The sequence below is a fragment of the Streptomyces fragilis genome (assembly GCF_003112515.1).
Taxonomy (GTDB): Bacteria; Actinomycetota; Actinomycetes; order Streptomycetales; family Streptomycetaceae; genus Streptomyces; species Streptomyces fragilis.
In genome coordinates this window covers 152,103-174,119 of the sequence record NZ_BEVZ01000003.1, presented here as the reverse complement: position 1 = coordinate 174,119, position 22,017 = coordinate 152,103, and the positions used below count along the sequence as shown (strand labels likewise).

Here is a 22,017-nt window from a genome sequence, read left to right as displayed (position 1 = left end):
CGGGCAGTCTTCGCCCGCCCTCCGCTGCCGGAGAGGCACTGTCGGTGCCGCCCCGTAGCGTGGCCCGATGGACGCGAGGAAGCGGCGGGGCGTGGTCGGGGAACGGGCCGTCGGGGCGGCGGTCGTGGACGCGGGACGGGCGGTGGCCGAGTTCGACGACGCGCGCGCCTGGCTGGCCGCCGCGGCGCAGACGCCGGAGGTGATGGAGCCCCTGGGGGCCGAGGTGTGGGTGTTCGACGAGGCGCTGACCCGCGTGCTGCTCGTGCGGCACCCCTGGCGCGGCTGGGTCCCGCCCGGTGGCAGGGTCGAGCCGGACGAGACCCCGCGCGAGGGGGCGTTCCGGGAGCTGCTGGAGGAGACGGGCCTGCGGGTGGAACCGTTGCCCGACCCGGCGGCCGTCGCGGTCCGCTCGTACCACCCGGACCACTCCCCCACCCTCGGCCTGTCCTACGCCGCCATCGCCGACGTCACCGCCCCTCTCCTCCCTGAGCCGGGGCAGCCGGCCGCGTGGAAGCGGCTCGACGAGGCATGGGACAGCTGCTTCCCCGACGACCTCCCGCGCATCCGCCGCCACGCGGAGCGGCTGGCCGCCGACCGGGACACCCACCGCTGAGGGGACCGCGAGGACGTGGCCGCATCCCCGCCGTCCGCCGACCGCCGACCGCCGGCAGCCGGCCGCCGTCCGTGTCGGATTTCCGCCAGACCCCCGCCCTCCCCGCTGCTTGTCTGAGCTCATGACCAAGACGACCGAGAGCCTCGACTCCTCCACCCCCGCCGCCCGTTTCCGCTCCCTCCACACCCCCGCCCGCCCCCTCGCCCTGGCCAACGTCTGGGACGTCGCCGGCGCGCGGGTCGTCGAGGCGGCGGGAGCGTCCGCGATCGCCACCACCAGTGCGGGGGTGGCCTGGTCGCTCGGCGCCACGGACGGGGACAGCGTCGACCGTGACCTGGTGCTGGACGTCCTTGCCCGCATCGCCTCGGCCGTCGCCGTTCCGGTCACCGCCGACATCGAGGGCGGCTACGGGCAGAGTCCGGCGGAGGTCGCGGAGACCGTCGCCCGCGTGCTGGACTCCGGCGTGGTGGGTGTCAACATCGAGGACGGCACACGTCCGCCCCGCGCCCTCGCCGACCGGATCGAGGCGTCCCGCGAGGCGGCGCGGAAGGCGGGCGTCGACCTGTTCGTCAACGCCCGCACCGACACGTACCTGCGCGGCTTGGGAGACCCCGCCACCCGTCTGGGCGACACACTCGCCCGCGCCCGCACCTACGTCGAGGCCGGTGCGGACGGCGTCTTCGTGCCCGGCGTCACCGACCCCGCTGTCATCGCCGAACTCGCCGCGGGCCTGACGGTCCCGCTCAACGTGATGGCCGGACCGGGCGCTCCCCCGGTGGCCGAGCTGGGCGCCCTGGGCGTGGCCCGGGTCAGCCTCGGTCCGGGCGTCGCCCTGGCCGCCTACGCCGCCGCCCGCCGGGCAGCCCTCGACCTGCACGGCACGGGCGGCTACGACTCCCTCGACGGGGCCCTCGCCTACCCGGAGCTCGACGCGTTGTTCTCCGCCGCCCGTTAAGGTGACCCGGTGATCAGTGACGTGGATCTGCGGCACCTGCGCCGCTGTGTGGAACTGGCGGCCGAGGCCCTGGAGTCCGGCGACGAGCCCTTCGGGTCCGTCCTGGTGGCGGGGGACGGGACCATCCGGGGCGAGGACCACAACCGCGTCGCCTCCGGCGACCACACCCGGCATCCCGAGTTCGCCCTGGCCCGCTGGGCCGCGGAGCACATGACGCCCGCCGAGCGCGCCGCGGCCACCGTCTACACCTCCGGGGAGCACTGCCCGATGTGCGCCGCCGCGCACGGCTGGGTGGGCCTCGGCCGCATCGTGTTCGTGGCCTCCGGCGCACAGCTCGCGGGCTGGCTCGCCGAGTGGGGCGTGCCCGCCGCCCCGGTCGCCGCCCTGCCCGTCACCGCCGTCGTCCCGGACGCGGTGGTGGAGGGACCGGTCCCCGAACTGGTCGACGACGTGCGCGCCCTCCACCACCGCCTGCACCACCCGCCCGGCCCGAGCACGGGGAACTAGGGCCGCGCGGCCCTAGCCCAGGGCCGCGAGGCCCCGCTGCAGCTCGTCGAAGTTCATGACCGGCTGGAACGTCACGTGCGCGCCCAGCTCCTGGAAGAACGGGTCCGCGGCGGAGGGCAGCTCCGAGCTGTCCCGCATGTCGAAGAAGAGGATCATGGTGCGTCCGCCCTCGGGAGTGAAGTAGGCGGCCTCCGGCTTGAGCCGTGCCATGGCCGCCCCCACCAGGTCGGGCATGCCGCCCTCCCTCATCACCTTGTTCGACGCCTGGGTGTCCAAGCGGGCCTTCATCATCATCCGCATCGCACACTCTCCTCGTCCACCGGCATCCGCGCGGTCGCGTCCGCACTCGTCGAGATCCGGCGCCGCTTCCTCAGCCTCGGTCGGCCGGTCGTCGTCCGCAACATCTCCTCCGCCCCCCGTGCGACGCGGCACGACGCGGTGCCCGGGCCCGAACGCGCGACGGGCCGCCGCACCGCGCGGAGCGGTACGACGGCCCACCGTCACAAGGAGGGGCCGTGCCTCAGGCGTCCGCCCCCGCCGCCGGCGCGGCGGCCTGGGCGCCCGTCGCGTCGGCCGCCGGCTCCGCCGACCCATTCGGCAGGGTCAGCACCGCCACCACCGCGAGCACCGCGACCAGCGCGAAGGAGTAGAAGCCCCACGGGTGTCCGATCCCCGCCGTCACCAGCGCGCCGGTGATGGACGGACCGACGATGGACCCGAGCCGGCCGATGCCGGACGCCGACCCGAGCGCCGTGCCGCGGATGGCGGCCGGGTAGAAGTTCGTCACGTACGCGTAGACCAGCACCTGCGCGGAGAACACGAACACGCCGGTGAAGAAGACGACCACGTTGAGCAGCAGGTCGCTCTCCATCTTCACGGACAGGCAGGCCAGCATGACCGCCGCGGCGCCGAACCAGCCGAGCGTGGTGCCCTTGATGCCCTTCTGGTCGGCCACCCAGCCGCCGACGAGCAGACCGGCGACGCCGCCCAGGTTGAGGATCAGCAGCTGGGTGACCGCCGTCGGCACCGGGTAGCCGGCGTCGTTCATCAGCTTCGGCAGCCAGGTGTTGAGGCCGTAGACGAGCAGCAGGCCCATGAACGAGGCGACCCAGACACCGATGCAGGCCCGCAGGTAGACCGGCTTCAGCAGCTCGGTGAACGGCACCCGCTCCGCCGTGCCCGACTCCTTCGCCTTCACGAAGGCCTCGGACTCCGGCAGGAAGAACCACTGGATCACCGCGACCACGAGACCGACCACGCCGAGGGCGTAGAAGAGGACCTGCCAGTCGTCGCTGAACTGCAGGGCCAGCAGCGAGGTGATGACGGCACCGGTGTGGTAGCCGGTCATGGTGAGGGTGCTGGCCCGGGCCCGCCGGGCGGCGGGCATGCTCTCGGCCATCATCGTCAGCGACACCGGCATGCAGGCGCCGAGGCCGAGGCCGGCGATCAGGCGCAGCGCGGCGAACATCGTCACCGAGCCGGCCAGCGGCACCAGGATGGTGAACACCGAGAAGACCACCACCGAGGCGATGAGCAGCCGGCGCCGGCCGATCCGGTCGGCGAGCGGGCCGACGGAGACGGCGCCGATGGCCACGCCGACGAGCGAGAGCGTGGCGACGGTGGTCGCGTCGACCGCCGTCATGCCCAGGTGCTGGGTCTTCAGGAGGGTCGGGATGATGGCGCCGAGGACGACGAGGTCGTAGCCCTCGAGCATCACGGTGATCCAGCACAGGAGCACGGTCCAGAGGGTGCGCCTGCCGGTGGCGGCCTGCGCCGAGCCGGACGACGTTGTCGCGGAGGTCATGGCGGTTCCCAGAGGTGAGAGGGATGACGGGGGACGGGTGTGGGGGGCGGGGGCGGGGGAGATCAGTGGGGTGTGGTGAGCGCCGTGTCGACCTGGACGAGCCGGGGGCCGTCGGGCTGCTCCGCGAGGACGGCGCGCAGTTCCTCCACGCCGGTGACGTGCCGGGACCGCACCCCGTAGCCCTCGGCGATGCGGGTGAAGTCCAGGCCCGGGATGTCCAGCCCGGGCGCGTCCGGCACGCCGAGCAGGCCGCCGAACCAGCGCAGCGCGCCGTACGTGCCGTTGCGCAGCAGCACGACGGTCAGTGGGACGCGGAGCTGGGCGGCGGTCCACAGGGCGGTGATGCCGTAGTTGGCGGACCCGTCGCCGATCACCCCGACCACCGGCCTGTCCGGCTGGGCGAGGGCGACGCCCACCGCGCCGGGCAGGCCGAAGCCGAGCCCGCCGGCTGCCGGGAAGTAGTAGGAGCCCGGGCGGCGCAGGTCCATCTGCCGCCACCAGGCCGCGCTGGTCGACGTCGACTCCACCACGTACGAGGTGTCCTGCGGCTGCTCGTCGCGCAGCGCCGCGAACACCTCCTCCGGGTGGAGCCGGCCTCCCTCGCCCGCGGCGGGGGCGGGCGCGGGGCGGTAGTCCTCGCCGGGCACAGGGGCGCCCCGGACGCCCTCACCGAGAGCCTCCAGCAGCAGGCCGATCACGGCGCCGGGATCGGCGACCACCGCCTCGCCCATCGGCGCGCGGGCGGCGGCCGAGGCGTCCTCCGTCACCTGGAGCAGCCGGGACCCCTCGGGCAGGTACCGGCCCGGCAGGTACTCGTGGTACCGGAAGACCGGCGCGCCGAGCACCAGCACCAGGTCGTGGCCCTCGAAGGCGTCCGAGATCGGCTTGATGCCCGCGGGCAGCACGCCGCGGAAGAGCGGGTGCCGGTTGGGGAACGGCAGCCGGAACTGCGACGGGGCCGCCCACACCGGGCTCCCGAGCCGCTCCGCGAGCCGGACGGCGTCGTCGAAGAGCCCCGCCGTGTCGATGTCGCCGCCGAGCACCAGCGCCGGACGCTCGGCCGCGGTGACCCGCTCCACCAGGTCGCGGCCCAGCTCCGCACCGGGCGCGGAGCCCCGCCGCACGGACCGGTCGAGGACGGCGAGGCCGTTCTCCCCCGCGTCGGCGGCCCAGTCGTCGTAGGGCACGGAGAGGTACGTCGGCCTGCGCTGCAGCTCCGCCTCGAAGACCGCCTGGGCGAGGGCGCGCGGCACGTCCTGCGCGCAGGCGGGCTCGGCGGCCCAGCCCACCAGGGGCTTCATCAGCGAGGGCGCGTCCACGTTGGCCAGGTTCGCCTCGGGGCCCACGGCGGGCCGCACCTGCTGTCCGGCCACGATCACGATCGGGGTCCGCGAGGCCACCGCGTTGGTGAGCGCGCCCATCGCGTTGCCGGAGCCGGACGCCGCGTGCAGGTTCACCAGCACCGGCCGGCCGGTCGCCTGGGCGTACCCGTCCGCCATGCCGACCACGGCGCCCTCGTGCAGGCCGAGCACGTAGCGGAAGCCGTCCGGGAGGCCGGCGAGGAAGGGCAGCTCGTTGGACCCGGGGTTGCCGAAGACGGTGGTCAGGCCCTGGCGGGCCAGGAACTCGTGCGAGACATGACGTACGGAGGCCACGAACGTTTCACGTTCCTTTCGTGTGATGGCCGACACGCTAAGCAGCGGCTCTCACCCGAGACCAATAAATGTTTCCGGCCCGCGATATAGACCTCCTCTATGCGAAGCCGTCGCGGACGCGTAGGCTCCGGCCGCATGCGGGACTTCGACCTCAATCTGGCCCGGCTGTTCGTCCTGCTCTACGAGACCGGCAGCGTCACGGCCACCGCCGACGCGCTGCACGTCACGCAGCCGACGGTCAGCTACAGCCTGGCCAAGCTGCGCCGGCACTTCGACGACGACCTGTTCCGCCGCAGCGGGCGCGGTCTGACCCCCACGGCGGGCGCGCGCCGCCTGTACGAGCCGCTGCAGCGGGCGCTGTCCCAGATCGACGAGGCGACGCGGCAGGCCGACGAGTTCGACCCGGCGACGATGTCGGCCAACTTCACCGTCGCCCTGTCCGACCTGGGCGAGACGACCCTGCTGCCCCGCCTGGTGGCCACCGCCCGGCGCTCGGCCCCCGGCGTCTCCTTCACCGTCCGGCCGCTGGACGTCGAGGACGCCGAACGCCAGCTGGCCCGCAGCGAGTTGGACGCCTTCGTGGCCACCCCCGTCATGGCCTCCCACCGCACCGTGCGCGTGCCGCTCTTCCGCGAGCGCTACGTCGGCGTGGTCGCCTCCTCCCACCCCCGGGTGACGGGCGACGCGGTCACCCTGGAGCAGCTGGCGGCCGAGCACCACGCCACCGTCTTCGGCCCCAGCGGCCACGCCGTGCCCCGCTCACTCCTGGCCGCGCACGGTCTCCTCGACCGGGTCGCCGTGGAGGTCACCCGCTTCACGATCCTCCCGTACCTGCTGGAGCAGACCGACCTGATCGCCGTGGTCCCCGAGTACGTGGCCGAGGTCTTCGCCGCCTCCCACGACATCCGCCTCGTCCGTCTCCCCTTCGCGGCGGAGCCCATCGAGGTGGCCCTCTACGCCCGCCACGACACCTCCCGCACCCCCGCGCAGCGGTGGCTGATCCGCTTCATGACCACCGTCCTCGGCGAACAGATGAGCCCTTCCCAACTCCCGCCGCTGGAGGGGCAGTCGGTGGTGGCGGGGGCGTCCGGCTGAGACGGGGTCGGGAGGGCTGGGGCTGCGGCTGCGGCTGCGGCTGCGGCTGCGGCTGCGGCGACAACGCGCGGGCGCCCACCCCACCCTCGCCCACCTGTCCAGCATCCATGACAGGTACTGGGTATCATTACCTCATGCTGTTCCGGACGCCTACCCTCACCGCTGCCGACGAGCGTGTCCTCGCCGAGGTCGCCGCGATGCGGGAGGAACTGCGCCACGCCGTGCGCCAGGCTCCCGCGAAGTGGACGCGAGACCTGCGCCGTGCCCTGACCGCGTCGGCCATCGCGGCGTCCAACACCATCGAGGGCTTCACGGTCGACGTGCGTGACGTCGCCGACCTGATGGACGGCGAGCGGGAGGGCATCGACGCCAGCGAGGACGACAAGGCGGAGACCCTCGCGTACCAGCAGACGATGACCTACATCCAGTCCTTGTACGACGTCGAGGACTTCTCCTTCAGCAAGGGCCTGCTCAACGCCCTGCACTGGATGCTGCAGGGGCACCGCCACACGCCCCAGAGGCCTGCCGGGCAGTGGCGGCGCAAGCCCATCTACATCAGCGCGGCAGGTGACCCGCTGGCCGTCGAGTACGAGGGTCCGCACGAGGACTCGCTGCCGCGGCTGATGGAAGAGCTGGTCGACTGGCTGAACGAAGGAGACCTGGGGGCCGACCCCCTCGTCCGGGCGGCGATGGCTCACCTCAACCTGGTGAAGATCCACCCGTGGGTCGACGGCAACGGCCGCATGTCCCGCAGCCTGCAGACCCTGGTGATCGCCCGCCAGCGAGTACTGGCGCCCGAGTTCTCCTCCATCGAGGAATGGCTCGGCCTCCCCGGGAACACGTGGGACTACTACAAGGTGCTCCGAGACGTGGGCGGGCCCGTCTACTCACCGGAGCGGGACGCGGGGCCGTGGATCAGTTTCAACCTGCGCGCGTACCACGAGCAGGCACAGCGGGTGCGGCACCGCGTGCGGCGCTCGACCGACGTGTGGCTCCTGCTCGACCAGCAGGCGGGCAGCCTGGGAGTGAGCGAGCGACAGGTGGCCGCCCTCCATGAAGTGGCCATGGCCGGCAGGGTGCGCCGTTCACGCTACGAGAAGAGCGAAGGGCTGAACACCCAGCAGGCCACCCGTGACATGCAGGCGCTCGTCAAGGCCGGCATCCTCGCCGCCGTCGGCCAGACCAAGGGGCGCCACTACGTGGCCGGCGAGCGCTTCCCCGAGGAGGTGCTCGACGCCGCCCGGCGCCGCCACTCGATCAGCAACCCCTACGAAGCCTGACGGGCGGGGCTGCGCCGGTGGCCGTGAAGAGAGATCCGGCCGAGCAGGTCGTTCCCCACGCGACGCCAGGCTCGGCGGCTACTTGACCAGCCGGAAGGCCGGGTGCCTGACCCAGGCCCGCAGGAACTCCGCCGTCCCCAGTACGGCCCAGTCGTCGTCCGTGGTTCCCAGTACTCCCGGCAGGCCGGACACGACCGGCGCCTGCCCGTCCAGGAGTTCGGCACTGACCACACCGCCGACCACGTCCATGACCGCGGCGGTCAGCAGGGCCGTCAGCACGTGGTCGATCCGCGAGTTGCAGCAGGCGCTGACGTTGACGGCGTGGGTCGGCCGGAAGCCGAGGACCGCCTCGATGTCCGGCTGGTCCGCATGCTCGTCCTCGAAAAGCCTCTCGTCCCCAACGCCGGGGCCCATCAGGTAGACCAGGAACGGTCGATGTCCCTCCAGCCGCCGCGGGTCGACCCCCATCAGATCCGTGAACTCCTCGCCCTCGGAAACGGAGGGGGCACCGAGGAGAGGGAGCGGGAACGGCTTCCGCCAGTCGGGATCCCACCTGCCCTCGACGCCCAGTCGTTCCGCGGGCACGTTGACGTCGTAGAACCCGGGCCGCTGCTCGTTGAAGCGGGAGGAGAGTTTCACCGTCAACGCGCGGAACTCCCGCAGTACGGACGGCGAAGGTTGTGCCGCCAGCTCGATGACCAAGGTCGGACCAGACATGCCGGGAGCCTAGTTCGACAGGCTCCACACCCGCTCCCGCATTGTTCCCGTTCCCCCACGTACTCAGGTCCGGGCCAGTGATCACACACGGTCGGCGGGCTAGAAGACGTCGAACTCGTTGCCCTCCGGGTCCCGCATCTGCACCGCGTACTGCCCCGCGTCCGGCTCGTCCGACACCCGGAGGACGGCGGCGCCGGTCGCGACCAGCCTCTCCACCGTGGCGTCGACCCGCCGCCTGCGGACCTCCAGTGGCACGTCGCGACCGCCGCCGACCCGCAGGTCGAAGTGGATGCGGTTCTTGGTGGCCTTCGGTTCCGGCACCTGCTGGAACCACACCCGCGGCCCCCGTCCCCCGGGATCGACGATCGACTCCGGGCAGTCGCCGGCGCCCTCGGGCAGCTCCTCCTCGGGCACACCCAGGTCCGTCCAGTACTCACGCCAGGTGGAGTGTCCGCCCGGCGGGGGCTCGGGGACGTAGCCGAGGGCCTCGCTCCAGAACGCCACCATCCTCTGCGGATCGGCACAGTCGATCGTCAGCTGCAGCGTGGTCTCCATGGCCGGAGTGTGGCAGGCGGGTAGGACAAGCACCGGACCGGTGGAGCCCGCCCCACCGTCAGCCGGCCGGGGCCGGCGTCCGCGCACCCAGCGGACATCCGCTCCCAACGCGGGCCTGCAGCTCCGCCCGCAGGTCCGCAAGTTGTGTCATGCGCGCATCGACGACCTTGATCTTCGCTTCGAACAGCGCGGACAACGCCTGCGCGGTGTCGGGGGCGTCGCGCAACTCCTCGCCGGTCCGCGCGATCTCGGCCAGCGAGAAGCCGAGCGTCTGCGCCGTGCGCACGTACTCCAGCCAGGGCACCGTCTCCGGCGGGAAGTCCCGATACCCGTTGGCCAGGCGCTGCCCGGATACGAGCCCGACCTTTTCGTAGAAGCGAATGGCGTCCCTGCTCAGACCCGACCGCGCGGCCAACTCCCCGATACGCACAACTCTCCCCCGCCTTCGTCGACTTGACCTTGGACCGTACTCCACTGTCTAGCGTCGTGACGTCCACGCAGGAGACCGGAGACCAGCAGGAGCCCCACCGTGACGCGTCCTTCCGCCGCCGCCCCTTCCCACCCCGCCTACCCGTGCGCCGTACGCGTGAGCGCCTGGTACGACCTCGTGGTCACCGCCGGCTTCGCCACGCCGTGGACGTACACCCTGATCCACGCAGCGCTCGCGAAGCTCGGCAACACGCTCGGCCTGGGCACGCTGCCCGCCCTGGACCCGATCCAGGTTCTTTTCGCCAACCTGATGGGCTCGGTCGTGGTCGTCTGGGCCCTCCTCCGGATCATCAATCCGGCGCCGCTGTTGGGCCTCTTCGACGGCGTCGCACGCGCCCTCTTCACCACCTGGCAGGCGTACGCCCTGACCCACGGCGCCCCACGCTGGCTGTGGCTGTTCCTTGTCGCCGAGGCGGCGTTCGGCATCGTCCAGCTCGCACCTTGGCTGCTGCCACGAAGCACCCGAGCACCCAGGGAGCAAGAGGCGGTGTGACAGCACCCGCACCGAAACGTGAGGGGGCACGGGCACGCGGGTGTTACACCTCGCGGCAGCCACAGGCCTAAGGCGTCGAGCAAGCTGCGGAGCCAGCCGGGAAGGGCGCAGGCCGGCCCCGTCCGCTACGGCTGGCCGACGACAAAAGAACCTTTGCGCGGCAGGGTCTCGATCAAGCCGCGGTCCCGAAGATCCTGGAGTGCGCGACGCACCGTGCGGTCGGCAACGCCGTACTGCTCGGCCATCCGAACGATGCCGGGCAGGGCGCCACCGCGCGGGATGCGACCGGAAGCGATCTCCTGCTCGATCTCCCTCGCGACGCGCTGCCACTCGTACTCAGCCATGCATCCAGAGTGACGCGGTGCACCACTGGCCGCATCGGGCACCCATGGTGCACCGTGGTATACCGTGGTACCTCAGTCGCCTGAAGTGCCCTCGCGACGTTGCAGCGTCCGAGGGCATGGACACTCGCCGAGCAGGAGCGAATGACGTGTACCAGCGTATCCAGCGCTTGAACGGTCAGCCTGAACCGTTGCGCGAGCTTCCGTGGCAGACGGACGACGGCAAGCCTGCGTTCACGCCCTACGGGAACGGGAGGCTGCACGCACTCGCCGACGCCCACGAAGAGACGCTGCTGGCCGTGGCCCGTGAGGACGCAATCCGAGCCCGGGAACTGGTCCGCGACCCGGCAACAACCTCGGGGGAGCTCTCCCTCGCCGTCCGAGCTCTGGTGCATGCCGTACGGTCCGCAGCTCACGTTGCCGACCTGCGCGGCCACCGCCTCCATGACCTGGCCCTGCAGAGCACCTTCCGCGAGGACAACGAGGAATAGCCGAAACGGCGGTGTGGGCAAACGACAGGGCGGCGGTCACGTCCGGCCGTCGCCCCAGAGCCCGTTAGGCAATCACGCCATCAGGCTGGTTGCACCCCGCCGACCTTTCTCCACAGGCCAGCAACTCCTTGCACCCTTCCGCCTGGCCTAGCTACGTCATCTCACCCACTCCTGCCGCTTATTGCGGAGGAACAGACGTATGGGCTTCGCGACCTGTGGCGACAGCGACCATCATTCATCTGACCTGCAACGCAGCCGTCGCCGCCGGTCAACGCCTGTCGTCCCTCACCGACCCCGCATGGCCCAGAGACGGCCCAGAAGGCGATTGCGGGATGCCTGCGAACCTGGCCCGGTCACCAGTCTCGCCACCGGCTGGTGACCTCGTAGCGTCCCATCCCGTGCCGGGCAGTCAGAGCCGGCACATCGATGCCGTGCTCTGAGAGCGTCTCATCGATGTAGTCGCAGAGCTCCTCCCGCTCATCGGTCTCGTACGCCGCGCCGCCGAAGCGTTCGTTGACCGCATTCAGTGCGAGCACGACCCTCTCGACGGATGCGAAGACCTGGGCGTCAGTCGGTTGCTCAATCACGGCCAAGGCCGCCTCGAACTCCGCCAGGACGCCTTCCGTCGCCTCTGTCAGCGGCTCCGGGAACAGCACCGTCATGCAGGCGCATTCTGGGTCCAGGGTGCCAGCCTCCAGCTCCCGAATCTCCTCGGCCACTCCGTCACGCCAACTTTGCGAAGGTCTGACTGCCATGGGCGGAACCGTATGGGTCGGCTCCGACAATCAACTGGGTTGCTGTGGCACATAACCGCCACCCCAGGTCGCCGGAGCCGCAGGCTTTCTTCAGCCAAGCGGGGGTCCCTCGTCGGTCGGGCAGCTCCGCCGCACCCGGGTTCTCCAGGGACACCAAGGCTCACCTCGCGACGCTTGCGCTTGGCCTTGGCGCCCCTCGGAGGTTCCAAGTACGTCGTCAGGGCGACCGGTCGGCCAGGGGCCCCACCCGCGACCCACCGCCACAACACCGCGAGCACGCGGCCCTCCCCTCAAAGAGAAGGCGGCGGTTGAGGCGGAACCCCAAGGTGCTGAGCGCGGCAGGGGAAACATCGGAACACCGCATTAGGAGTTCAATCAGTGGCGCTGTGCTAACCCACGCCGGGACGTCCGGCGGCCGCGCTGAGTCGCTCGCGGATGCTGCTGTGCGTCCTCGTCGATGTCAGCCTTGGATGCAGGTTCGGCCGCGGCGTATATCGCTTACTACGTCACGATTTCACCATCTCAGCGAACTCTGCGTAGATCGGCTTGTTCACCTGACTCGTAGCGGAGACTACGGCTCTGTACGTACCAATCGCGGCGTCCACCGCGGTGCGATTTCGCAGCCCGCCCGCGCTGAGCAAAGGAGCGGAAAGCTGGTCAGGCGCCAACGACAGGAGGGACGTAATTACTGGCCGCCATGCCTCAATCGCTTTGGGGATCGTCAGTTTTTTCTTGAATTCCAGATTGTATCGATCAGATACTGGCACGTCAAGCACGCTCTCAATTGACGCACCGATTGCAGCTACTGCGAGGAACGTGGAGCCGCGCATCCCGAACCACTTCGCCAAATCACGATCTCGCTGCGTTTGCGGGCCGCTAGATTTGGAATTGAGGGATGTCTTGTTCTGCTCCAATGCACGGAGAAGGCTATACACGAAAAGAATGTGGCGTGCACTAACTCGTTCAGGGAAAACCGAACTGTAAATGTCATCCTGTTCCCAGATTTGCCCCTTCTCGTGGTAGGACACGTCTGGGCGTCCATGGAAGGCCGCTAGGGCCTGTGCCGCCACACTCGCTGCGAGCTGATTCTCTCCGGGCCGCCGAATTACGTCCTCCGCTCCGCCCCGGCGTCCACCGTTGTACCCCACTACGCCAAGACTCGCGAAATCCTTCACCAAGCGAGACTGCACTCGGTCGTTACTTCGGAAATCCGATGCTTGAGTGGGATTTTGTCGATTGTTGTAGCGAATGATGTCCTGGACGGTGGCCGCATCGTCACACTTGATGAAGCGGGCAAGAAGCCTGACATCCCCCATCCGTTCGCTTTCCGTTGAACCAATGGCGCCGGTGGTCTGTGCACCATTAACGATTGCGATTCCCGTGATCTTTACGGCATCACCTGCGGGGCTCTCGAACGAATGAACGAGGGCCGTGATGCCATTGTTGTAGGCCCAGAATCGCCCAGGCTGGTCGCGAGCCGTTGCCTGGATCCCGTTGTTGATATTGCTCTGCGAGCGAGTACTGCCGAGATAACCGCGGATATTCGCTGAGAAAAGACGCTCCTTGTGCACGGAAAATTGGTCGCGCAGCCATGTGGCGGGGATGCTGGCACACAGTGCCGACCAGTTTTCTCCGCTTTCCGTGAAAGCGCCGCTAACGGGGATTGTGAATTCATCGCCGACGAGAATTGGAGTCCTCGACCCCTCGTATCGGTCGGAGAGGGTTTCACGCCCGACTTCTGTCCCGGTGACAGATACGTCCTCAACGCTATAGCGTGCGGCAATAATTCGGTAAGCGGCGTTCGCTACAGCTCGCAATTCATCAGCGATTTGATGGTTCTCTGGAAGGTTGTGAACGAACCAGATTTCGATATTCTCGATCACGCCATCCGTCAGCGCCTCGTTCAGCTCTCTCCAAGCGCTCCGCAGCCTTTGGGGCACGTCGCTCTCGGCATGTGATCCGAAGAGCCAGTTCACGGCCTGATGCAGTGACGTGGCCTTGGTGAGGGGAGCCTGCGCCTGGTTGACATTCCCCGCCTCGTAACCTTGCGCAAGGATCATTGAGTGGGAGTCGCGGTCAATGTAGACCAAGTCGCATGATTTATCGTCAGGTCCGTCGGTGAGCGCTGTGGCGGCGATGCTATGGATGTCCTCCAGGTCGAGAGACAGTTGCAGCGCGAACAGCATTCTTTTCGCCGAACCGTACTGGTTGAGGTCGTCTCGCTGAGCGAGTGCAGCTTCCAAAGCGTCGGCCATCATTGCCTCCTTCAGGGTGGACCAATGTACCGGATTTCGGCTCGTTGGAGATGGGAACCAGGTCGGTGGACGGGTTTGGCCGGTGGCTTGCCTGGTTTGGGACCGAACATGAGCAGGGGACCCTACGCTGGTTGGCAACTCGGGCGGGCTTTGGACCTGCCCGTTATGAGCGCAAGTGGCCCCCTGGTTCTTGCTCGGCGCGGAACCCGGACCGGGGAGGTGGCTAAAGCCGTGGAGCCGACGCCCCAGCCACAGCGGGTTTTACCTCAGCCCCCCAGAGCCAGAGGCGTGTGCTCGGCCGCCGGGCCGGAGCGGGGCGTCGGCCCGGGTAGCGGGCCGCGCGCGCCGCGCTGCTGTGAGCGGCGGGCCGTGGACGCCCTCTAGGGGACGACCCACGACGGGCCAGCCGCGGGCTCCGCCGCACATTCTCACGGCCCAGAGACGGCCCAGGGCCGCTGAAAGCGGCTTCGCACAGGGCTGGGGGCCGGTGATCACTTGATCACCGGCCCCCAGCCCTGTGTCCCGAAAACCGGGCCTGACCTGCCCCTACAGCACCGGCAGATGCTTCCGCAGCTCGAACGCGGTCACCTCGGACCGGTACTCGATCCACTCCTGCCGCTTGTTGCGGAGGAAGAAGTCGAAGACGTGCTCGCCGAGCGTCTCGGCGACGAGGTCGCTGCGCTCCATGAGGGTGAGGGCCTCGCCGAGGTTCTGCGGGAGGGGCTCGATGCCGAGGGCGCGGCGTTCGGCGTCGGAGAGGGCCCAGACGTCGTCCTCGGCGCCCGGGGGGAGCTCGTAGCCCTGCTCGATGCCGCGCAGGCCGGCGGCGAGGAGGACGGCGTAGGTGAGGTACGGGTTGGCGCCGGAGTCGATGGAGCGGACCTCGACGCGGGCGGAGCCGGTCTTGCCGGGCTTGTACATGGGGACGCGGACCAGCGCGGAGCGGTTGTTGTGCCCCCAGCAGATGTAGGAAGGGGCCTCGCCGCCCGCGCCGGCGGTGCGCTCGGAGCCGCCCCAGATGCGCTTGTAGGAGTTGACCCACTGGTTGGTGACCGCGGAGATCTCGGCCGCGTGGCGCAGCAGGCCGGCGATGAAGGAGCGGCCGACCTTGGAGAGCTGGTACTCGGCGCCGGACTCGTAGAAGGCGTTGCGGTCGCCCTCGAAGAGGGAGAGGTGGGTGTGCATGCCGGAGCCGGGGAACTCCGAGAACGGCTTGGGCATGAAGGTGGCCTGCAGGCCCTGTTCCAGAGCGACCTGCTTCATGACGAGGCGGAACGTCATGATGTTGTCGGCGGTGGAGAGCGCGTCGGCGTAGCGGAGGTCGATCTCCTGCTGGCCGGGGCCGCCCTCGTGGTGGGAGAACTCGACGGAGATGCCCATCGACTCCAGCATGGTGATCGCCTGGCGGCGGAAGTCCATGCCCACGTTCTGCGGGGTGTGGTCGAAGTAGCCGGAGTAGTCGGCGGGGGTGGGCGGGGTGCCGTCGGTGGGCTTGTTCTTCAGCAGGAAGAACTCGATCTCGGGGTGGGTGTAGAAGGTGAACCCCTGGTCGGACGCCTTGGCGAGGGCGCGCTTGAGCACGTAGCGCGGGTCGGCGAAGGACGGGGAGCCGTCCGGCATGAGGATGTCGCAGAACATGCGGGCGGTGCCGGGGGCCTCGGCGCGCCAGGGGATCACCTGGAAGGTCGACGGGTCCGGCTTGGCGATCATGTCGGACTCGTAGACCCGGGCGAAGCCCTCGATGGCGGAGCCGTCGAAGCCGATGCCCTCGTCGAAGGCCTGCTCCAGCTCGGCCGGGGCCACGGCGACGGACTTGAGGAAGCCCAGCACGTCCGTGAACCACAGGCGTACGAAGCGGATGTCGCGCTCCTCGAGCGTGCGGAGCACGAACTCCTGCTGCTTGTCCATTGTGAGCTTCCCCATCTTCTTGATCCGGCCCGCCTGGCCCATACCACCACACGTGGGTTTCGCCTGCGTTGCGGGCGGACCGCGTGCGGGCGGGCGCCGCGTGTCCGGCACCAGCCTGACATCTTGCCCCGGGGCCCGCCATACCCGATCTCCGGGCCCTCCGGAAGGGCGGTGCGGGGTCCGATGAAGGGCTGGTCGGTGGTGGCCGCGGGCCCGTGTGCAGGGCACATTACAGATCGCTCACACACATCCACCGTTAATTTGCATCTCAGATGCAAGTTTCACTAACGTCTCGCGTGCCAGATCAAGGCGTCCAGGAGGCTTCCATGCTGTCCGAGCAGTCCGCCGCCACCGTGCGGGCCACCCTTCCCGCCGTCGGTGCGGCCATCAACGAGATCACCACGCGGTTCTACGACGGGCTGTTCACGGCCCACCCGGTGCTGCTGCGCGACCTCTTCAACCGCGGCAACCAGGCGGCGAAGAGCCAGCAGCAGGCGCTGGCGGGGTCCATCGCGGCGTTCGCCACCTACCTGGTGGACCGCCCCGACGAGCGGCCGGACGCGATGCTCGCCCGGATAGCCCACAAGCACGCCTCGCTGGGCGTCCAGCCCGACCAGTACGACATCGTGCACGAGCACCTGTTCGCGGCGATCGTGGAGGTGCTCGGCGAGGCCGTCACGCCCGAGGTCGCGGCGGCCTGGGACGAGGTCTACTGGCTCATGGCCAACGCCCTGATCGCGATCGAGAAGCGGCTCTACGAGGAGCAGGGCGCGCACGAGTGGCGTGAGTGGGAGGTCGTGGAGCGGATCGAGGAGACGGCGGACGTCGCCACCTTCCGGATCCGTCCGGCCGACGAGCGCCCGGCGCCCGCCTTCAAGGCCGGCCAGTACGTGTCCGTGCAGGTGGAATTGGCGGACGGGGCGCACCAGATCCGTCAGTACAGCCTGTCCTCGGCACCGGGGGCCGGGGTGCGGCAGATCACCGTCAAGCGGGTGGCGGAGGACGGGAGCGCGCCGGAGGGCGAGGTCTCCAACCACCTGCACGCCCACGTGCGCGCCGGTGACGTGCTGCGGGTCTCGGCGCCCTTCGGCGACCTGGTGATCGAGGACGCGGACGCGCCGCTGCTGCTGGCCTCGGCGGGCATCGGCGTCACGCCGGTCGCGGCGATGCTGGGGTACCTGGCGGAGTCCGGGCACAAGGGCGCGGTGACCGTCGTGCACGCCGACCGCTCCCCCGCGACGCACGCGCTGCGGGCCGGCCAGGAGGCCGCGGTGGCGGAGCTCGCCGACGCGTCGCTGCACCTGTGGTACGAGGCGGACGCGCCGGAGGGCGCGCACAGCGGGCTGGTGGACCTCGGCGAGGTGACGGTGGCCCCGGGGACGCACGCGTACCTGTGCGGGCCGCTGCCGTTCATGCGGGCGGTGCGGGCGCAGCTGCTCGCCAAGGGCCTGCCGGCCTCGGCCGTCCACTACGAGGTGTTCGGGCCCGACCTGTGGCTCGGCCAGGACTGACGGACGACGACACCGGCGTGACGTGACCTGACGTGACGTGCGACGGACATGACGAGGGAGGGCCCCTGCTCCGGTCGGAGCGGGGGCCCTCCCGCGTCGTGTCACGTCCGGGCCGGCGGCGGGGCCAGGGTCAGCAGCAGGGGGCCGGCCGGGGTGGTGACCATGTCGGAGACGGTCAGGGGGTCCAGGGAGGCGAAGAACGCCTCCTGGGCCTGGCGGAGGGCGCCGCGGAGGCGGCAGGCGGGGAGGACGGGGCAGGGCGTGTCGCCGCCCTCGCAGTCGACGACCTCGCCGTCGCCCTCGAAGGCGCGCACCACCGCGCCGACGGACGCGGTGCGGCCCGCCTCGGTGAGGGAGAGGCCGCCGCCCCGCCCGCGCCGGGCGTCGACCAGGCCCCTGCGCTGGAGTTCCGCGACGACCTTGGTGGTGTGGGTGTACGGAACGGCGATGGCCTCGGCGACCTCACGTGTCGTCGGGTTGGCGTCCTCCGCGACCGTGGCCAGGCGCATCAGGACGCGCAGCGCGAGGTCGGTGGATCGGAGAAGACGCATACGCCAAAGGTAACCCGCTGGTCGGATCGTTCGTCCCGCTCGGGCGGCACCTCCCGCACGCCAGGGGCCGGCCCTCGGGCGACACCTCCCGCAAGCCAGGGGCCCGGCCCTCTGGCGACACCTCCCGCACGGCGTCGCGGCCGCCCCGGGCCACGCCGCCCGCCCCCGCACCACCGGGCCCGGTGCCCCGGGCGGAGCCGTCCGCACCACCAGTCCCCGGCCACCGGCCGCACGACGGGGCGCCCGGTCCCCCGGCCGATGCCCCCGCGCCGGGGCCCCGTTCCCGCGGCCCCCGTTCCCTCACTCCGCCCGGGCGGGGGTGCTCTCCGGGGCCGGGAGGTGGGTGGCGACCACCCGGCCGGTGCGGCGCTCGCGGCGGTCGGCGAGCAGCGACAGCGCCGCGACGCCGATGCCGAGGACGGCCAGCACCGAGCCCACCGGGGCGGGCGAGGTCACGCCGAGACCGGCGCTGAGGGCGAGGCCGCCGATCCAGGCGCCGCCGGCGTTGGCCAGGTTGAAGGCGGCCTGGTTGGCGGAGGAGGCCAGCGAGGGGGCACTGGCGGCGCGGGTCATCACCATCAGCTGGAGCGGCGCGCCCAGGGTGAAGGCGGTGACGCCGAGGAGCAGCACCGCGACGGCGCCGCCCGCCCTGGTGTCCATCAGCAGCGGGAAGAACAGCAGGGTGACGGTGACGGCGCCGAGGCCGGCGAAGACCGTGCCGCTGGGCGAGCGGTCGGCCAGGCGGCCGCCGAGCAGGTTGCCGATGGTGGCGCCCACGCCGAACAGCGACAGCACCAACGTCACGGAGGCCTCGGCGTAGCCGGCGGCGTCGGTGAGCATCGGCGTGATGTAACTGAAGGCGGAGAAGAGCGCCCCGCTGCCCACGATGGTGGTGCCGAGGACCAGCCAGACGGAGACGGACCGCAGTGCGGCCAGTTCGCCGCGCAGGCCCACCGGCGGGGCGGCGTTCTCGGCGCGCTTCTCCTGCGGCACGAGGAAGAACAGGGCGGCGACGGCGGCGGCGCCGATCAGGCAGACCGCGCCGAAGGTGGCCCGCCAGCCGAGCTGCTGGCCGAGCAGGGTGCCGACCGGGACGCCGACGATGTTGGCGACGGTGAGGCCGGTGAGCATGGTGGCCACCGACCGGGCCCGCTTCTCGGGGGCGACGAGGGTGGTGGCGACGACCGAACCGACGCCGAAGAACGCGCCGTGCGGGAGGCCGCTGAGGAAGCGCGCGCCGAGCAGCCAGGTGTGGTCGGGGGCGAGCGCGGAGAGGCCGTTGCCGAGGATGAACAGGCCCATCAGCCAGAGCAGGACCCGGCGGCGTTCCATGCGGGCGGTCACGGCGGCGAGCAGGGGCGCGCCGACGACCACGCCCAGGGCGTAGGCGGATATCAGGTGTCCGGCGGAGGGGATCGAGACCCCGAGGTCGGCGGCGACCTGGGGCAGCAGGCCCATCATCACGAACTCGGTGGTGCCGATCCCGAAGGCGCCCACGGCGAGGGCGAGCAGGGCCAGTGGCATGGGGCGTGGGCCTTTCAGCAAGGGGTGGTCACGGCCTGTGGTGACGGGTTCTGCGGCGAGTATGTTCCACTCTGAAACAAAGCCCGGGACACCAGTATTTCAGAGGTCGCGGGCTCCCGTTCCCGGCGAAACGATGAACGACCGGTGTCGGGTGTCGTCGATGTCGTAGGTGTCGCAGTCCCGTAGGTCAGCGTACGGACACGCGGGCCGCGACCGGGAGGTGGTCGCTGCCGGTCTCCGGGAGCGTCCACGAACTCACCGGCTCGACGCCGCGCACCATGATCTGGTCGATCCGGGCCATCGGGAACGACGCCGGCCAGCTGAAGCCGAAGCCGCTGCCCGCCGCCCCCTGGGTGGAGCGCATCTGCGAGGTGACCGCCCGCAGCGCCCGGTCGTTCATGGTGCCGTTGAGGTCCCCGAGCAGCACGACCCTGTCCAGCCGCTCCTTGGCCACGGCCTCGCCGAGCGCGTCGGCGCTGCGGTCGCGCTCGCGGGCGGTGAAGCCGGCGTCCAGCCGGACCCGCACCGAGGGCAGGTGGGCGACGTAGGCCTTCACGTCGCCGAACGGCGCCTCGACGGTGGCGCGCATGGCCCGGGTCCAGCCCAGCTCGATGTCCACCGGCTCGACCTCGCGCAGCGGGTACTTGCTCCACAGCCCGACGGTGCCCTGCACCGAGTGGTAACGGTAGGTGGAGGCCAGGGTCCTCTCGTAGACCGGGGCCGCCGATTCGGTCAGCTCCTCCAGGGCCACCACGTCCGCCCCGAGGGCCGCGACCTTGCGGGCGGTGCCTGCCGGGTCGACGTTCTGCGCGTTGACGTTGTGGGTGACGACGGTGAGGTCGCCGTCGGCCGTCGGGTCGGTCTTGTCCGACAGCAGCCCGCCGAACTGCCCGGCCCACACGAACGCGGGCAGCAGTCCGACGATCACCGCGGTGGCCGAGCGGCGCACCAGCGCCGCCAGCAGGATCACCGGGACGAGCAGCCCGAACCACGGCAGGAAGGTCTCGGCGAGACTGCCGAGGTTGCCGACCGCGTTGGGCACGTGGGCGTGCAGCCGCATCGCGGCGGCGAGCACCAGGGCGCAGGCCGCGAGGACCAGGCCGCGCCGCCAGATGCCGGGCCCGGCCAGCCCGTCCCCGACGAAGCGGCACACCCAGCGGTGGGCCAGGCGCCGCAGCCGGCCCGGGCGCCGGGGATCCCGGTCCGTGCCGTCCGTCTCCGTCGCCACCGCCTGCTGCGTCATCCGCCGCCTCACCACCTGCCGTGCACACCGTCCGTACCAGTGGGTCCTACACGCTGTACGCGTCGTACGCGTGTCTACGACCCTAGGCCATGTCCGGTTTCCGTCCCGCCGGGCGCTCGGGAGCATCTCCCGTCGCACGGCGCCTTACAAGGGGTGGGACGACCGACCGGACGGAACGGGTTCCACCGTTGGGGCGCCGAAACCACCGTCTGTGACGCAAACCGCACATCCCGCTCCCCCCTCTTCTCCTGTCGCGTGTCAGGTGCAACCATGGAAATGGTCCGGGGACGCCGTGAGGGCGCCTCGAGATGACGATGAAGGAGCCGTTCCATGACGCAGCTTCAGGCTGCCCAGAAGAGCCCTGACGGCGGTGGCAAGTCGCGCGGTGACATGTCGCTGTACGGCGGAAAGAGCAACCGCCGGGTGACCGTCCGCGACATCGCACTGGCCAAGGAGCGCGGCGAGCGCTGGCCGATGCTGACCGCCTACGACGCGATGACCGCGTCCGTGTTCGACGAGGCGGGGATCCCGGTGCTACTGGTCGGCGACTCGGCCGGCAACTGCCACCTCGGCTACGACACCACCGTGCCGGTCACGCTGGACCAGATGGTCATGCTGACCGCGGCCGTGGTGCGCGGCACCAGCCGCGCGATGGTCGTGGCCGACCTGCCGTTCGGCTCGTACCAGGAGGGCCCCGTGCAGGCGCTCCGCTCGTCGATGCGCCTGATCAAGGAGTCCGGCGCGACGGCCGTCAAGCTGGAGGGCGGGGAGCGCTCGCACGAGCAGATCAAGCTCCTGGTGGACTCCGGCATCCCGGTGATGGCCCACATCGGCCTCACCCCGCAGTCGGTGAACGCCATGGGCTACCGGGTGCAGGGCCGCGGCGAGGAGGCCGCCCAGCAGCTGCTGCGCGACGCCAAGGCCGTGCAGGACGCCGGCGCGTTCGCGGTGGTGCTGGAGCTGGTGCCGCGCGAGCTGGCCGCCGAGGTCACCAACACGCTGCACATCCCGACGGTCGGCATCGGCGCCGGGCCGGAGTGCGACGCGCAGGTGCTGGTGTGGACCGACATGATGGGCCTCACCCCCGGGCGGGTCCCGAAGTTCGTCAAGCAGTACGCGGACGTGCGCCGCGTGATGGGCGACGCCGCGAAGGCGTACGCCGAGGAGGTCGTCGGCGGAACGTTCCCGCTGGAGGAGCACTCCGTCCACTGACCCCGGCAGACCACTGAGAGGACAGCCCGCCGATCCCCCCGTCGGCGGGCTGTCGGCCTGTCC

At 70.7% G+C, this 22,017-nt stretch carries 22 protein-coding genes; 9 read left to right on the top strand and 13 right to left on the bottom strand.

Translation table 11 applies throughout. The features are described 5' to 3' along the window. The first annotated feature begins 67 nt into the window (after positions 1 to 67). The 3 genes from Sfr03f_RS11400 (at position 68) to Sfr03f_RS11390 (ending at position 2,075) form a co-directional block, all read left to right on the top strand. Positions 68 to 613, top strand: a complete 546-nt coding sequence (locus tag Sfr03f_RS11400) for an NUDIX domain-containing protein (protein WP_108953729.1) — start codon at positions 68 to 70, stop codon at positions 611 to 613. A 121-nt stretch (positions 614 to 734) separates the two neighbouring features. Continuing rightward, positions 735 to 1,568 (top strand): isocitrate lyase/PEP mutase family protein, encoded by an 834-nt coding sequence (locus Sfr03f_RS11395; RefSeq protein ID WP_108953728.1) that lies wholly within the window; start codon positions 735 to 737, stop codon positions 1,566 to 1,568. A 9-nt stretch (positions 1,569 to 1,577) separates the two neighbouring features. Beyond that, a complete protein-coding gene (locus Sfr03f_RS11390; protein ID WP_108953727.1) occupies positions 1,578 to 2,075 on the top strand; it encodes a nucleoside deaminase in 498 nt (165 codons plus the stop codon). A gap of 12 nt (positions 2,076 to 2,087) precedes the next feature. Here the strand turns inward: Sfr03f_RS11390 and Sfr03f_RS11385 are convergent, their stop codons facing one another. The 3 genes from Sfr03f_RS11385 to mdlC all read right to left on the bottom strand — a co-directional run bounded on the left by Sfr03f_RS11385 (position 2,088) and on the right by mdlC (position 5,534). Next, on the bottom strand, positions 2,088 to 2,375 hold the full coding sequence (locus Sfr03f_RS11385; protein ID WP_108953726.1) for a DUF3303 family protein: 288 nt from the start codon (positions 2,373 to 2,375) through the stop codon (positions 2,088 to 2,090). Positions 2,376 to 2,595: 220 nt separating this feature from the next. Continuing rightward, positions 2,596 to 3,879 carry an MFS transporter gene (locus Sfr03f_RS11380; protein ID WP_108953725.1) on the bottom strand — a complete coding sequence of 428 codons (1,284 nt, stop codon included), beginning with the start codon at positions 3,877 to 3,879 and terminating at the stop codon, positions 2,596 to 2,598. A 62-nt stretch (positions 3,880 to 3,941) separates the two neighbouring features. Continuing rightward, positions 3,942 to 5,534, bottom strand: coding sequence for a benzoylformate decarboxylase (gene mdlC / locus Sfr03f_RS11375; protein WP_218028149.1), 1,593 nt, complete (start codon positions 5,532 to 5,534; stop codon positions 3,942 to 3,944). Between the two features lie 135 nt (positions 5,535 to 5,669). Here mdlC and Sfr03f_RS11370 point away from each other — a divergent pair, with 135 nt between their 5' ends. Continuing rightward, on the top strand, positions 5,670 to 6,629 hold the full coding sequence (locus Sfr03f_RS11370; RefSeq protein ID WP_108953724.1) for a LysR family transcriptional regulator: 960 nt from the start codon (positions 5,670 to 5,672) through the stop codon (positions 6,627 to 6,629). 134 nt (positions 6,630 to 6,763) lie between these two features. Continuing rightward, positions 6,764 to 7,909, top strand: a complete 1,146-nt coding sequence (locus Sfr03f_RS11360) for a Fic family protein (RefSeq protein WP_108953723.1) — start codon at positions 6,764 to 6,766, stop codon at positions 7,907 to 7,909. A 78-nt stretch (positions 7,910 to 7,987) separates the two neighbouring features. Here the strand turns inward: Sfr03f_RS11360 and Sfr03f_RS11355 are convergent, their stop codons facing one another. From Sfr03f_RS11355 to Sfr03f_RS11345, 3 genes are all read right to left on the bottom strand, one after another. Further along, positions 7,988 to 8,626, bottom strand: a complete 639-nt coding sequence (locus Sfr03f_RS11355; RefSeq protein WP_159105622.1) for a DUF6368 family protein — start codon at positions 8,624 to 8,626, stop codon at positions 7,988 to 7,990. 99 nt (positions 8,627 to 8,725) lie between these two features. Further along, positions 8,726 to 9,181 (bottom strand): VOC family protein, encoded by a 456-nt coding sequence (locus Sfr03f_RS11350; RefSeq protein WP_108953721.1) that lies wholly within the window; start codon positions 9,179 to 9,181, stop codon positions 8,726 to 8,728. A gap of 58 nt (positions 9,182 to 9,239) precedes the next feature. Beyond that, positions 9,240 to 9,611 (bottom strand): MerR family transcriptional regulator, encoded by a 372-nt coding sequence (locus Sfr03f_RS11345; protein WP_108953720.1) that lies wholly within the window; start codon positions 9,609 to 9,611, stop codon positions 9,240 to 9,242. 99 nt (positions 9,612 to 9,710) lie between these two features. Here Sfr03f_RS11345 and Sfr03f_RS11340 point away from each other — a divergent pair, with 99 nt between their 5' ends. Next, positions 9,711 to 10,163 carry a hypothetical protein gene (locus tag Sfr03f_RS11340; protein WP_245967522.1) on the top strand — a complete coding sequence of 151 codons (453 nt, stop codon included), beginning with the start codon at positions 9,711 to 9,713 and terminating at the stop codon, positions 10,161 to 10,163. A 125-nt stretch (positions 10,164 to 10,288) separates the two neighbouring features. On the opposite strand, the gene Sfr03f_RS11335 is transcribed toward Sfr03f_RS11340, so the two are convergent. Next, positions 10,289 to 10,507, bottom strand: coding sequence for a winged helix-turn-helix domain-containing protein (locus tag Sfr03f_RS11335; RefSeq protein ID WP_108953719.1), 219 nt, complete (start codon positions 10,505 to 10,507; stop codon positions 10,289 to 10,291). A 188-nt stretch (positions 10,508 to 10,695) separates the two neighbouring features. Between Sfr03f_RS11335 and Sfr03f_RS11330 the strand changes: the two genes are divergently transcribed. Next, positions 10,696 to 10,995 carry a hypothetical protein gene (locus Sfr03f_RS11330; protein ID WP_159105621.1) on the top strand — a complete coding sequence of 100 codons (300 nt, stop codon included), beginning with the start codon at positions 10,696 to 10,698 and terminating at the stop codon, positions 10,993 to 10,995. Between the two features lie 353 nt (positions 10,996 to 11,348). On the opposite strand, the gene Sfr03f_RS11325 is transcribed toward Sfr03f_RS11330, so the two are convergent. The 3 genes from Sfr03f_RS11325 to glnA2 all read right to left on the bottom strand — a co-directional run bounded on the left by Sfr03f_RS11325 (position 11,349) and on the right by glnA2 (position 15,913). Continuing rightward, the gene (locus Sfr03f_RS11325) at positions 11,349 to 11,750 is read right to left on the bottom strand and encodes a hypothetical protein (protein WP_108953717.1); all 402 of its coding nucleotides are present in this window, start codon (positions 11,748 to 11,750) and stop codon (positions 11,349 to 11,351) included. A gap of 506 nt (positions 11,751 to 12,256) precedes the next feature. Beyond that, the gene (locus Sfr03f_RS11320; protein ID WP_159105620.1) at positions 12,257 to 14,005 is read right to left on the bottom strand and encodes an AIPR family protein; all 1,749 of its coding nucleotides are present in this window, start codon (positions 14,003 to 14,005) and stop codon (positions 12,257 to 12,259) included. 546 nt (positions 14,006 to 14,551) lie between these two features. After that, on the bottom strand, positions 14,552 to 15,913 hold the full coding sequence (gene glnA2 / locus Sfr03f_RS11315; protein WP_108954063.1) for a gamma-glutamylpolyamine synthetase GlnA2: 1,362 nt from the start codon (positions 15,911 to 15,913) through the stop codon (positions 14,552 to 14,554). Positions 15,914 to 16,239: 326 nt separating this feature from the next. Here glnA2 and Sfr03f_RS11310 point away from each other — a divergent pair, with 326 nt between their 5' ends. After that, positions 16,240 to 17,424, top strand: coding sequence for a globin domain-containing protein (locus Sfr03f_RS11310; RefSeq protein ID WP_108953715.1), 1,185 nt, complete (start codon positions 16,240 to 16,242; stop codon positions 17,422 to 17,424). Between the two features lie 101 nt (positions 17,425 to 17,525). On the opposite strand, the gene Sfr03f_RS11305 is transcribed toward Sfr03f_RS11310, so the two are convergent. The 3 genes from Sfr03f_RS11305 to Sfr03f_RS11295 all read right to left on the bottom strand — a co-directional run bounded on the left by Sfr03f_RS11305 (position 17,526) and on the right by Sfr03f_RS11295 (position 20,742). Continuing rightward, the gene (locus tag Sfr03f_RS11305) at positions 17,526 to 17,975 is read right to left on the bottom strand and encodes an RrF2 family transcriptional regulator (RefSeq protein ID WP_108953714.1); all 450 of its coding nucleotides are present in this window, start codon (positions 17,973 to 17,975) and stop codon (positions 17,526 to 17,528) included. Between the two features lie 300 nt (positions 17,976 to 18,275). Continuing rightward, positions 18,276 to 19,499 (bottom strand): MFS transporter, encoded by a 1,224-nt coding sequence (locus Sfr03f_RS11300; protein ID WP_108953713.1) that lies wholly within the window; start codon positions 19,497 to 19,499, stop codon positions 18,276 to 18,278. A gap of 187 nt (positions 19,500 to 19,686) precedes the next feature. Continuing rightward, positions 19,687 to 20,742 carry an endonuclease/exonuclease/phosphatase family protein gene (locus Sfr03f_RS11295; protein ID WP_108953712.1) on the bottom strand — a complete coding sequence of 352 codons (1,056 nt, stop codon included), beginning with the start codon at positions 20,740 to 20,742 and terminating at the stop codon, positions 19,687 to 19,689. Positions 20,743 to 21,072: 330 nt separating this feature from the next. Here Sfr03f_RS11295 and panB point away from each other — a divergent pair, with 330 nt between their 5' ends. Further along, complete coding sequence (gene panB, locus Sfr03f_RS11290; RefSeq protein ID WP_108953711.1) at positions 21,073 to 21,954, top strand: 3-methyl-2-oxobutanoate hydroxymethyltransferase; 882 nt, start codon at positions 21,073 to 21,075, stop codon at positions 21,952 to 21,954. The last annotated feature ends 63 nt before the right edge of the window (positions 21,955 to 22,017 follow it).

Bases quoted from the DNA above. Each gene is read 5' to 3' on its own strand.
- Sfr03f_RS11360 (WP_108953723.1), top strand. From the start codon at position 6,764: ATGCTGTTCCGGACGCCTACCCTCACCGCTGCCGACGAGCGTGTCCTC.
- Sfr03f_RS11325 (WP_108953717.1), bottom strand. From the start codon at position 11,750: ATGGCAGTCAGACCTTCGCAAAGTTGGCGTGACGGAGTGGCCGAGGAG.
- Sfr03f_RS11380 (WP_108953725.1), bottom strand. From the start codon at position 3,879: ATGACCTCCGCGACAACGTCGTCCGGCTCGGCGCAGGCCGCCACCGGC.
- Sfr03f_RS11305 (WP_108953714.1), bottom strand. From the start codon at position 17,975: ATGCGTCTTCTCCGATCCACCGACCTCGCGCTGCGCGTCCTGATGCGC.
- Sfr03f_RS11335 (WP_108953719.1), bottom strand. From the start codon at position 10,507: ATGGCTGAGTACGAGTGGCAGCGCGTCGCGAGGGAGATCGAGCAGGAG.
- Sfr03f_RS11350 (WP_108953721.1), bottom strand. From the start codon at position 9,181: ATGGAGACCACGCTGCAGCTGACGATCGACTGTGCCGATCCGCAGAGG.
- Sfr03f_RS11355 (WP_159105622.1), bottom strand. From the start codon at position 8,626: ATGTCTGGTCCGACCTTGGTCATCGAGCTGGCGGCACAACCTTCGCCG.
- Sfr03f_RS11385 (WP_108953726.1), bottom strand. From the start codon at position 2,375: ATGCGGATGATGATGAAGGCCCGCTTGGACACCCAGGCGTCGAACAAG.
- Sfr03f_RS11320 (WP_159105620.1), bottom strand. From the start codon at position 14,005: ATGGCCGACGCTTTGGAAGCTGCACTCGCTCAGCGAGACGACCTCAAC.
- Sfr03f_RS11300 (WP_108953713.1), bottom strand. From the start codon at position 19,499: ATGCCACTGGCCCTGCTCGCCCTCGCCGTGGGCGCCTTCGGGATCGGC.
- Sfr03f_RS11370 (WP_108953724.1), top strand. From the start codon at position 5,670: ATGCGGGACTTCGACCTCAATCTGGCCCGGCTGTTCGTCCTGCTCTAC.
- Sfr03f_RS11395 (WP_108953728.1), top strand. From the start codon at position 735: ATGACCAAGACGACCGAGAGCCTCGACTCCTCCACCCCCGCCGCCCGT.
- glnA2 (WP_108954063.1), bottom strand. From the start codon at position 15,913: ATGGACAAGCAGCAGGAGTTCGTGCTCCGCACGCTCGAGGAGCGCGAC.
- Sfr03f_RS11295 (WP_108953712.1), bottom strand. From the start codon at position 20,742: ATGACGCAGCAGGCGGTGGCGACGGAGACGGACGGCACGGACCGGGAT.
- panB (WP_108953711.1), top strand. From the start codon at position 21,073: ATGACGCAGCTTCAGGCTGCCCAGAAGAGCCCTGACGGCGGTGGCAAG.
- Sfr03f_RS11310 (WP_108953715.1), top strand. From the start codon at position 16,240: ATGCTGTCCGAGCAGTCCGCCGCCACCGTGCGGGCCACCCTTCCCGCC.
- Sfr03f_RS11400 (WP_108953729.1), top strand. From the start codon at position 68: ATGGACGCGAGGAAGCGGCGGGGCGTGGTCGGGGAACGGGCCGTCGGG.